Annotated in this window: 9 protein-coding genes and 2 pseudogenes; 5 read left to right on the top strand and 6 right to left on the bottom strand. The window is 66.0% G+C overall.

The window, feature by feature from the left end:
* Positions 1-189 precede the first annotated feature (189 nt).
* Positions 190-649, top strand: a pseudogene (locus QMK34_RS45660) (transposase); the annotation flags it as partial.
* A gap of 122 nt (positions 650-771) precedes the next feature.
* Here the strand turns inward: QMK34_RS45660 and QMK34_RS45655 are convergent.
* The 5 genes from QMK34_RS45655 to QMK34_RS45635 all read right to left on the bottom strand — a co-directional run bounded on the left by QMK34_RS45655 (position 772) and on the right by QMK34_RS45635 (position 4,909).
* A complete protein-coding gene (locus tag QMK34_RS45655) occupies positions 772-1,521 on the bottom strand; it encodes a class F sortase (protein ID WP_326421164.1) in 750 nt (249 codons plus the stop codon).
* Positions 1,514-2,275: a ferritin-like domain-containing protein gene (locus QMK34_RS45650; RefSeq protein WP_326421163.1), complete on the bottom strand. Its 762-nt coding sequence runs from the start codon at positions 2,273-2,275 to the stop codon at positions 1,514-1,516. Before QMK34_RS45650 ends, QMK34_RS45655 begins: the two co-directional genes overlap by 8 nt.
* A 27-nt stretch (positions 2,276-2,302) precedes the next feature.
* Positions 2,303-2,704, bottom strand: coding sequence for a ferritin-like domain-containing protein (locus QMK34_RS45645; RefSeq protein WP_326421162.1), 402 nt, complete (start codon positions 2,702-2,704; stop codon positions 2,303-2,305).
* Positions 2,705-2,927: 223 nt separating this feature from the next.
* On the bottom strand, positions 2,928-4,256 hold the full coding sequence (locus tag QMK34_RS45640) for a glycosyltransferase (RefSeq protein ID WP_326421166.1): 1,329 nt from the start codon (positions 4,254-4,256) through the stop codon (positions 2,928-2,930).
* A 50-nt stretch (positions 4,257-4,306) separates the two neighbouring features.
* Complete coding sequence (locus tag QMK34_RS45635) at positions 4,307-4,909, bottom strand: exosortase P (protein WP_326421161.1); 603 nt, start codon at positions 4,907-4,909, stop codon at positions 4,307-4,309.
* Positions 4,910-5,394: 485 nt separating this feature from the next.
* Here QMK34_RS45635 and QMK34_RS45630 point away from each other — a divergent pair, with 485 nt between their 5' ends.
* The 3 genes from QMK34_RS45630 (at position 5,395) to wecB (ending at position 7,657) form a co-directional block, all read left to right on the top strand.
* Positions 5,395-6,180 carry a choice-of-anchor P family protein gene (locus QMK34_RS45630; RefSeq protein WP_326421160.1) on the top strand — a complete coding sequence of 262 codons (786 nt, stop codon included), beginning with the start codon at positions 5,395-5,397 and terminating at the stop codon, positions 6,178-6,180.
* 31 nt (positions 6,181-6,211) lie between these two features.
* Positions 6,212-6,394, top strand: a complete 183-nt coding sequence (locus tag QMK34_RS45625; RefSeq protein ID WP_326421159.1) for a peptidase — start codon at positions 6,212-6,214, stop codon at positions 6,392-6,394.
* 84 nt (positions 6,395-6,478) lie between these two features.
* A complete protein-coding gene (gene wecB, locus QMK34_RS45620; protein ID WP_326421157.1) occupies positions 6,479-7,657 on the top strand; it encodes a non-hydrolyzing UDP-N-acetylglucosamine 2-epimerase in 1,179 nt (392 codons plus the stop codon).
* A gap of 102 nt (positions 7,658-7,759) precedes the next feature.
* On the opposite strand, the gene QMK34_RS45615 is transcribed toward wecB, so the two are convergent.
* Positions 7,760-8,266, bottom strand: coding sequence for a hypothetical protein (locus QMK34_RS45615; protein WP_326421156.1), 507 nt, complete (start codon positions 8,264-8,266; stop codon positions 7,760-7,762).
* 286 nt (positions 8,267-8,552) lie between these two features.
* On the opposite strand from QMK34_RS45615, the pseudogene QMK34_RS45610 reads away from it, so the two are divergent.
* Positions 8,553-8,977, top strand: a pseudogene (locus QMK34_RS45610) (transposase family protein); the annotation flags it as partial.
* Positions 8,978-9,564: the final 587 nt, after the last annotated feature.

The raw sequence follows: 9,564 nt of genomic DNA, 5'->3' as shown, positions 1-9,564 counted from the left end.
ACAGAACCGCAGCCCGGACCAGCGCACCAGGCCGCTACACGCCACCTGACGAGCTCCTCACGTTCCTCGAAAGTCTTTGATTATGCCGACATCTCCAGCACGATCCCCACCACAGGCAACGATTTCCAACGAAACCTCGGCATAACCGCGATGTCGGGGTAATGGATGTTATGCCGATATCGGCATAACGTTCACCTGCTGCGTAACAGTTTCCGATACGCGTCCAGGAAGGACTGGGCTGCGATCGCGAAGGACCTCAAGCCGGTCTACACCGCGTCCTCGGAGTCCGATGCTCTCGACCGGTTCGCCGAGTTCGGTGAGAAGTGGGAGAAACGGTACCCGGCGATCATCCGGTTGTGGACCAACGCGTGGGCGGAGTTCGCGGGCGTTCCTGCAGTTCGATCGGGAGATCCGCACGATCATCTGCACCACCAACGCGATCGAGAGCATCAACGCCCGGATCCGGCGGGCGGTCAACGCCCGAGGGCACTTCCCAACCGAGCAAGCCGCGCTCAAGTGCGTTTACCTCGCGATCATGAGCCTTGACCCGACGGGGAAGGGCCGTAAACGCTGGTCCAACCGGTGGAAGGCCGCGCTGAACGCCTTCGAGATCACCTTCGACGGACGCCTATCCGCCGGACGCAAGTAGCACCACAACGATCAGTTACACCAAAAACTTGACAGTCCCAACCAGACAGTGGTTTTACACAGTCTGGTTCGTACTGAGACGGTTGTGGATCCCGGCACGGTGTTCGGCAGGTCCGGTTGTCGTCAGGGTTGTCTTGGTGATGTTGTTGCTGTGAGGTGTGCGTAGACGACGATGTTGTCGAGGTAGCTGCGTGCCTTGCCGTCGAATTGTCCGCCGCAGGTGACCAGCCGGAGTCCGGCGTAGTCCACGGCCCCGTAGACATCGTTGGCGGGAAACTGGCTTTTCGGATATTGACGTCGGGTGTCCGCGGTGAAGGTCGCGGTGCTGCCGTCGTTGCGCGTGACGACTATTTGATCGCCGGGGTTGAGCTTGGAGAGCCGGTAGAACACCGCCGGGCCGCGGTAGGAATCGATGTGCCCGAGGATCACCGACGCGCCTGCCTCGCCGGGGGTCGGCCCATAGTCGTACCACCCCGCTTTGCTGAAGTCTTTCGGTGCTTCGACAGTCTGATCGGGATTGAGCCCCAGCGACAATAGAGCGCTGTTCACGCCGATACTGGGCACCTGGATGGAGACTGGTGTCGACCGCGGCAGTGGGACCGTGGGAGCCGGTGACGGTGAGGCCTGGGCGCTGGTGTTCACCGGCGACGGGGCTACCGGTAGCGGTATCGGGCTGCTTGTCGTTGAGGTGGGCTGCTCCGGGCCGGTCGCCCGGGTGACACCGGTCCAGATCAAACCACCGCCACCGAGGCCCAGCACCAGCGCGACCGCGAGCAGGATCGCCCGTGCGGAGTGCGGCCGAGACCGGCGGGCATCACTGTGACGCCCACCGGTCTCCTGCCCCGCGGAAGCCGCGGGGTGTGGTTCAGCCATCTGTTTCTTCGTCACGCCCAGCCATACGGCGACGGGCGACCACGGCTCCGGCCGCGCCAGCCACCAACGCCGCACCGGTAGCGGTCATGACGATGGCCGTGTTGTCGTTGGCCGCCGTGCCGCCCGCACCCATCTCCGGTGCGCCACCCGGGATGGTGGGGGATTTCACGAGGAACGGGGCGACCGCGGCCAACACGGCGCTCTTGGTTTTCGGGTTTTCGGTGTTGCCCATGAACACCCCGCCCTTGACGGGCAGGCCAAGCAGGTTGCCGACGACCGCCGCGTGGCGGGCCTCGACTCCGAAAATCCCGGCTGCTGCCTGGAGGATGGTCTTGTCCTTGACGAAACCCGCCGCGCCCAGATAGGCGCCGACGCCGACGTTTTCGAAGGTATGGCTGGCGGTCAGGAAGCTCTTGCGGTCCGCGAACGCGGCACCGAAGTTGACCTTCGGTGCCTCGACCGGGGTTCCACCGAGTTTCTTGATGGTCGCGGTGAGGGTCGCGACGTGCGACTCCTCGTCGGTCTGGATCTGCTTGAGGTACTTCGCCTCGTCACCGGCGAGCTGTACAGCTTTGTTGCCCTGTGCATAGAACGCCGCTTCGAGGTACTCCAGCGTCAGGGCGTAGTTGAGGACGTCGAGGTCGCTGCCGAAGTCACCTGCCTGGGCCAACGCCCACCGGTTGTTCAACGCACCGAGCGCCAGCTGAGGGGACACGTCGGTGGCCTGTCCCTTGATGAGATCGCGCCTGTTCATCAGAGTGTTTTCCTTACTGGGTCGGGGTCAGGAGAGGTACGGCTTGACGATGGCGAGGACTTCGTCCTTCGTCCGCTGCTTCTCGACCGGCGCGGGGAAGGCGTTGCCCCCGATGAGCGTGGCCAGCACGGCCGCATGACGTGACTCCACACCCGCGATGGACGCAGCGGCACCCAGCACGTCGCCGCTCTTGATCAACCCGACCTGACCGTGATAGGCCGTCACCCCGACCTCTTCGAACGTCGAGGCCGCTTTCAGGAAACCCATCTTGTCGCTAAACGTCGCATCCGGGTACTTGATCGTCGGCTTCGCGACCGGCGTACCACCGAGTTGTTTGATCAACGCCGTCACAGCCGTGACATGTGCGCTCTCGTGGTCGGCGATCTCGGTGATCAGCTCCATCTCGCGGCCGCTGACAAACCCCTTCACAGCAGCGACCTGTCCGCCTGTGGCGTGGGCTTCAAGCTCGGTACCACCGTGCTCGAATGGAACGACCCCCGCGGCGCTTCTTCCCTCAGACCGTGGCGATGGTCGTATTCACCGCGAGGTCGGCCGTGTGCTCATGGTGGCACGCGGAACGATCAAGTCCAATGCGTGTGGCGGGCCGGTCTACTAGGCCGGTAGGTCTGCGTGGTGCGACGGGTCGGATTGGTCAGTGGTCGGGTGCGATGGCGCCGATGATGGTTGTCTCGTTGTTGCGGCGTGTTTTGGCCCAGCCGTTGCGGTGGCGGAGAAGCCTGATGACGGCTCGCCATGAGGTGATGTAGAACGTGTAGATGTAGACGGCGTATGCGCAGCCGAACCACAGTGAGCGCAGGAGGCTGATTCGGGGTTCGCAGCGGGCGCGGTAGATCGGGCCCCAGATGACGAACGGTAGTAGTCCGAAAGCGCAGTAGGCGACGAATAGAATCCACGCTCCGCTGGTGAACCAGGTGAACACCTGATGTGGATCTTGTGTGGCGCGCCAGAAGGTGAGCATGATCGGGACGGGATAGATCAGGGTGCCGATGAGCTGCATCCACGGTTGCGCCAGGTAGTACATCACCTCGATGGCGCCGAGCGTGGTCAGGTGCGGTGAGGCCCAGACCTGTCGTAGGTAGCGGGCGCACTGCATGGTCCCCTGGCCCCACCGGGTTCGCTGCGCGAGGAATCTGCGCACGCTGTAGAGGCCCTCCTGCTCGACGTGGGTGTCGGCGGTGTAGCCGGTTCGCCAGCCGTTGGTCAGCAGATGGACGCCGAGTTCGAAGTCCTCCAGCAGGGAGCCACGCCAGGGTGTTGAGCTCTGTCCTGCGATGGAGTCGAGCGCGGCGAGCCTGGTGAACTGGCCGTTGCCGCCCATGGCGATGGTGCCCGTGTAGCCGCGGGAGAGTTGGATGGCGGAGATCGCGGTGCGGAACTCCAGGTCCTGCATCCGCACCAGGGTGGTGCCCAGCCAGCGCCGCGGGCCGCGCAGGCCGACTGGCCGCTGGTCCCGGTTGATCATGCGCACGTCGATCTGGACGGCACCAACCCGGGGGTCGCCGAAGAGGTGGCGGCCGGCGCAGACGTCGAGGCAGTTCGATGCTGGGCGGCCGTCCGCGTCGACGACCACCACAATGATCCGCTCCGGATCGGCGTGCGGGTCCAGCCATTCCCGCAGTTGCTGGTATCCGGCGTTGAGTGCGTGGCCCTTGCCTGTCCTTGCCTCGGGGCGGCAGCGCTGAACCAGGTGGATATACGGGTCGCGAGTACCCCCGTTGCGTCGGGCGCTGCGCACGATCCCGGTCGTCCGGTCGTCCGAGTCGTCGTCGATCACCCAGAGATGGGCGTGCGGGAAGGTACCGCGCAGGTAGTGGATCGTGCCGCCGATCACGGCTTCTTCGTCCCGGCACGGCACGAAGAAGTGCCAGTCGAATTCGGCGACAGTGCCGGGCGGCGCGGGTGCGCGGCGGACAAACGGCACGACGATGACCAGCACGTAGACCAGGAACGTCACGCTCATGGTCAACGCGATCGCCTGGGCAAGCCCGAAAGCGACGTCCAGCGACACGGTCACCTCACCCCGTCATCGCTGCCGGCGTCATCGGCGGTGTCGGTGTTGGTGGGCACGCGGTGGCGCGGATGTCGCTCCCGCGCGGCTCCCCAGACGAACAGCACTATCGCGCAGGCACCACCCGCCACGCTCACCAGCGAACCGAGCACGGTGTGCCCCCAGCTATACCCGGTGTCGGTACCCAGCCATTGCACCAGCGCGACCAGCAGCAGCAGCCTGAGTTGATTCACGACGATGAGAACCGCGGACGCGATGAGCAGCGACACCACGACGCGGCGTGCGATCCTGGGGCGCAACGCGACCATCGCCGACGCGATGACCAACAAAGGCACGACCAGCAGCGCCGACGTGCACTCCGGGGTGAGCACCAGCCCGAGCGGATGTGGGCCGCCGAGTCCGAAATAGAACGTCTGGTGCGCGGTGTCCACAGTGGTGCCGTGCGGCATCACCAGCCCGGTGAAGGCACTGGCCAGGCCGGTCTCAGCGGAGCGGTAGGCGGACAGGAACACGACCAGGCCCACGGCGACGACGAGGAAGACAGGTACCAGCAATCGGACGCCCGCGTCACCAAGCGCCGACGGGGAAGAGTGCGCAGTCGACACGGAAACCGTCCCTTCGCGACAGCCTCAGCGAACAGGCCTACCGATAATGTCGCGCCCACTCGCCCGGCGTTACACCGTTAGGGCTAGGGATCACCCTGGGGCGGGGTCATGGGACGTCATCAGCACGGGCCGTGTGGGGCCGCCTTTATCGCCCGCACGGGTGATAAAGGCGATGATGTGAGCTGCGGTTTTATGCCGGATTCACCCAGCCGTGCGGTCCCGCGGGGGTCCGGATTTTCCTGGCCCAGCGAGACGTCGGGGTGTCCAACGCGGCTATGCCGTGTCGCGGCGATAGGTCCGTACGGCGTAACGCCGTCGAGGGCAGCCGCGACGACAGCGTATGTGGAGTGACGGGACATGCGGCTTTCTCGATGCCACGGGGAGAGCCAATGCTAGCCCGTTTCTCATTCTGACGAGGCGACACGAGGGTGATCGCAGACAACGCGGCAAACACACCGATATGTGAGTATTTTCGGAGGACACTGATGCGTCCCATCTTCCTGCGTAGCGGAGGGCTGGCCGTCACGGCAACCGTTGCCGCGCTGATCGCCACCGCAGTTCCCGCCTCTGCCGCCACTGGCGGCGCATCGGCCTACGGGGTTCAAGTCACCGTCACCCTACTCGGCCAGCCGGCAGTGACGCAGACTCCGATCCCGGTGGCCAATGCCAGCGGACCCACGTCGGCCAGCTTGGCCAGCCTGACGGTGCCCGGTGTGCTCAGCGCCAGCGCCCTGCAGGTCAATGCCACCCAAAATCCGACAACCGGGGAGGACAAGTCCTCAGCCACGGTCGGCAGCGCCACACTGGGGCTGCTGACCGCGGCGGCAGGGGGAACCGCGCCGAGCGCCTCCGCCATCACCGCCACCTGCGATGCCACCCAGGCCGGCGAACAGGGCAGCACCACGATCGGCACCCTGAACCTGGGCACCCTGGGCAACGGCAGCGTCGGGCCGAACATCGCACCGAACACCACCATCGCCCTGCATGTCGGCACCGCCACCATCGCTACCCTCGTGCTGAACGAGCAGATCCACAACCCGGACGGCAGCCTGACAGTCAACGGCGTGCACCTGAGGCTGTTGACTGGTGGGCTGGGCGCTATCGGCAGCGGGGACGTCATCCTGTCCTCCGCGACGTGCGGTCCCGCCGCGCTGCCGACACCGATCGCGTCCGGTGTCGGCCTGTGGGCCGGCCTGAGCCTGCTCGCGGCGATCGGCGTGACGGCCGGCCTACTGCGCCGCCGGCGTGCCAACGCACCCGCGAACGCATGATCGGACCGTCCACCGTCGGAAGGTGACCATCATGTACAAGGCTCCCGGAGGCACGGGCACGGTGATCGCCAGTGGCGCTGGAACCCTGGCCTTCACCGGTGTCGACCTCATCGGCTGGATCGTGTTCGCCACAGTGCTGCTGGTGCTCGGCGGCCTCCTGCTGCTGGCCGCGAAACGACGCCACGCCCGACTGGCGCGCAATCCCCGTCGGTGATCAACACTCGGGTGGCCGGCGGTGCTTGGCACCGCCGGCCACCCGACCCGCCCCCGGTTCGACCCGGAGAAAAAGGTGAGGGCCATGCTCGGCGATGTCCTGCTGATGGTCGGCACCAGACCCGAGGCGGTCAAAATCGCCCCGGTGGCACTTGCCATGGCCGACCACCCGACACTGCGCCCGGTCATCGTCCACAGTGGCCAGCACGACGACGTGGTCGACCAGGCACTGGAACCCTTCGACCTGCGCTACGACGAACGCCTGATCGTGCTGCGCGCCGCAGGCAGCCAGGCGGAGCTGTTCTCCGTCCTGCTCCCCGAGCTGGACAGCCTGCTGGCCCGGTCCGCGCCGACCGCGCTGCTCGTCCAGGGCGACACAGCAACCACGCTGGCCGGCGCGCTGGCAGCGTTCTGGCGCCAGATACCGGTCGTGCACCTGGAAGCCGGCCTGCGAACCCATGATCTGACCGCACCCTTTCCCGAAGAGGGCTACCGGCAGATGGTCACCCGCATCGCCGCACTGCACCTTGCGCCCACCCACCGGGCCGCGGCCGCGCTGCGCGCCGAGGGGATCCCCGACGACCGCATCGTCATCACCGGCAACACGGTCGTCGACGCCGTCGAGTACATAGATAGGCGAAACCTGCCACCGCGCAGCGACACGCTGCGCGCCATGGAGAACCAACTCGACCGAACTGCCAGCCGGTTGCTGCTGGTCACCCTGCACCGCCGCGAATCCTGGGGCGCGCCGCTGGACCGCGCGCTGCTCGCGGTGCGCCACCTCATCCAGCACCATCCCGACCTGCACGTCCTGCTGCCCGTGCACCCCAATCCACTCGTCGCCCGTCAGGTGCACCATCATCTCGACAGCACACCGAGGGTCCACCTCACGCCACCGCTGGACTACCCCGACCTCATCCGCGCACTGCGGCGAGCGAGCCTGGTCCTGACCGATTCCGGTGGCATACAAGAGGAAGCGCCGACCTTCGGCGTACCGGTCCTGGTCGCACGGGACACCACAGAACGCACCGAGGGGCTGCACACCGGCCATGCCACTCTCGTCGGAACCACGACCGATCGAATCGTCGCCGCCGCACAACGCTTGTTAACCAACGCCCGCAATGACCCTGCCCCGGCGAACCCGTACGGCGACGGCAACGCCGCACCACGCGCAGTCCACGCCATCGAACACCTGCTCGCGACCACGGACCAGCGCCGCACCGGCGTCAATCCACTGTGGGACACGGCGCGAACATATCCGTGACAACCGGCGCTCCGAGCCGAATGCGACGTGGAGGGCACCGCCGAGCGAACAGAAACGTGCGGACACGGCCGACCACCGACAGACCACTCAGGTATGTCAATACTAGGTCGACCGATGGTGTGACCAGTTCTCACTGTCGATGCGGTGTTCGAGCCAGTGTAGGTACGGCTCAGCGCGTCGGTCGAAGGCATCCTGGATCGCCTGGGCGATGTCGGCACTGACCCCGCCGGGGCGGTCGAGCACGTGCCGCAGGTACTCCTCGGCGCCCTGCTGCAGGGCCGAGACGGGCTGGGTGACGACCATGGCGGGGTGGGTGCCGTAGCCCTCGATGTGGTCCCCGCAGGAGCGGCAATCGATCGTATGGGTCGCCGGGTGGTGACCGGCGACGCGCGTGCCACCCGGACCGCGACAGTGGCAGACGTTGCGGGACAGGGCGCACTGGCCGCAGGCGAGGATCCCGACCATTGCCGGGAATCGCCGCTGCCATTCCTTGCCCAGGGCGTAGATGTCGGAGCCCCTGGGGATGGGCTCGTCGCATAGGCAGCACGCGATACGCAGCGTCGGCCGGGTCATCGTCGTCGTCACCTCTTCGCTGTAGGAACCCTCCATGCTGCCAGCGGTCTGTGCGCGGACGCGGGATCGGCGCGGTGTGCCCCGGCGAGATACCTCGATCGGATGACGGCCGCGGCGGGGGCGTGGCCGGCCTCGTGAAGATCGGCGTCGATGTGGTCCACGCGCCACAGTGGACCTTTTTCATCGTCGTCTGGCGTGTTGGCAGGTAAGGGCTTGCGGTTGCTGCCCGTCTGATCATCAGCGTGTCGGTGTTGGAAACAGAGCGAAGCCCTTGGTAGGACGGTGATCGACCAAGACCAGATCCTAGGCAAGGGCTTCGTATGTGTTCTACCGTGCCGCGCTCCCGTTGTCACGTCAGACCTTGACCGTCGTGTCGGGTCTGGTGCGCGCCCATCGTCGGCGGTGGGGTTCACCGTGGCGCAAGCTCGACCCTGGACAGCAGGCTCTGCTGGTGCTGGTGCTGGTGCATCTGCGCAAGGGTGAGCCGTTTTCCGAGGTCGGCGCGGGATTCGGGGTATCGACCACGACGTGCTGGCGGTATGTGAACGAACCTGTCGAGCTGCTGGCCGAGCGGGCATCCAAGCTACGAGCTGCCTGCGTAAAGCCGCACGCGAGGGGATGGCCTACGTGATCGTCGACGGCACCCTGGTCCCTATCGACCGCGTCGCCGCGAACCGGCCCTTCTACTCGGGCAAACATCAGATGCACGGCACGAACTTGCAGTGCTCGCCCCCAGGACGGCTCGTGGTGGGCGAATTCTTCGACCGGCACTGGATTCCGTTCAGCACACCGCGCGCCTACGCCGACGCCTGCGGCCTGCACCTCGAAGCGCGACGAGGCCCCACCCTTGCCTACCTGGCACGATTCCGTCCCTGCTGCGATATGCCTCGCATCCTCATTGGGAGTGAGTAAAGGGAAAGGAACTGACCAGGGACGTGACGTGGCCGACCTCGGCTGGGCGGCCACCAACCCCGTGGTCCGCGGCAGCAGGGGTGCGCTACGAGGCCGAACAACTACGCAGCCATCAACGACTGCCAGACGCGCCTGGACCGGACCCCGGGCGCCTCCAAGGGCAGGGTCGTCGAGCACATCGACAACCCGACAAGTCCTTCTCGATCAACGTCTGGCCAAAGGCACTATCGCCTTAGCCTGGATCCGTGGATTGGTGGGGTTTGTGACCGGCGTGGATATGAGGAAAGTGTCCTTCGACCTGCAACAATCGGGTGTGTTGAGGACCTGATCAGTGCGGATCGGAAGGACACTTTCAGTGAAATTGTCCCACAACTGGCGGCGCGGCGCCGCCACGTTCGATGACGAGAACCTCGTGTCGTGCG

The sequence above is a fragment of the Amycolatopsis sp. H20-H5 genome (assembly GCF_035828755.1).
In the GTDB taxonomy this organism is placed as follows: Bacteria; Actinomycetota; Actinomycetes; order Mycobacteriales; family Pseudonocardiaceae; genus Amycolatopsis.
This window is presented reverse-complemented; position numbering and strand designations above follow the sequence as displayed.